Origin of the sequence: Pseudoalteromonas sp. CR1, from assembly GCF_019392235.1 — a bacterium.
Classification (GTDB): Bacteria; Pseudomonadota; Gammaproteobacteria; order Enterobacterales; family Alteromonadaceae; genus Pseudoalteromonas.
In genome coordinates this window covers 1-287 of the sequence record NZ_JAHXRM010000135.1, presented here as the reverse complement: position 1 = coordinate 287, position 287 = coordinate 1, and the positions used below count along the sequence as shown (strand labels likewise).

Here is a 287-nt window from a genome sequence, read left to right as displayed (position 1 = left end):
CTGAACTTCGATAACGTCGTTGCCGCCATGCATTTGATGATGGACGACCTGGGTTACGGCATCTCCAAGCGCCGTGTAACCCTGTCGACCTCCGGCGTGGTGCCGATGATCGATGAGCTGGCCAAGCACATCGACGTCTCCCTGGCGTTGTCGTTGCACGCACCGAATGACGCATTGCGTAACCAATTGGTGCCGATCAACAAGAAGTATCCGCTTAAGATGCTGCTCGAATCTTGCCAGCGTTACATGGCGACCTTGGGCGAAAAGCGTGTGTTGACCATTGAGTA

The 287-nt window shown here is 54.7% G+C and carries 1 pseudogene; it reads left to right on the top strand.

Going from position 1 to position 287, the window contains the following annotated elements:
• Positions 1-287: pseudogene (locus tag KZZ04_RS18810) on the top strand (23S rRNA (adenine(2503)-C(2))-methyltransferase RlmN); the annotation flags it as partial.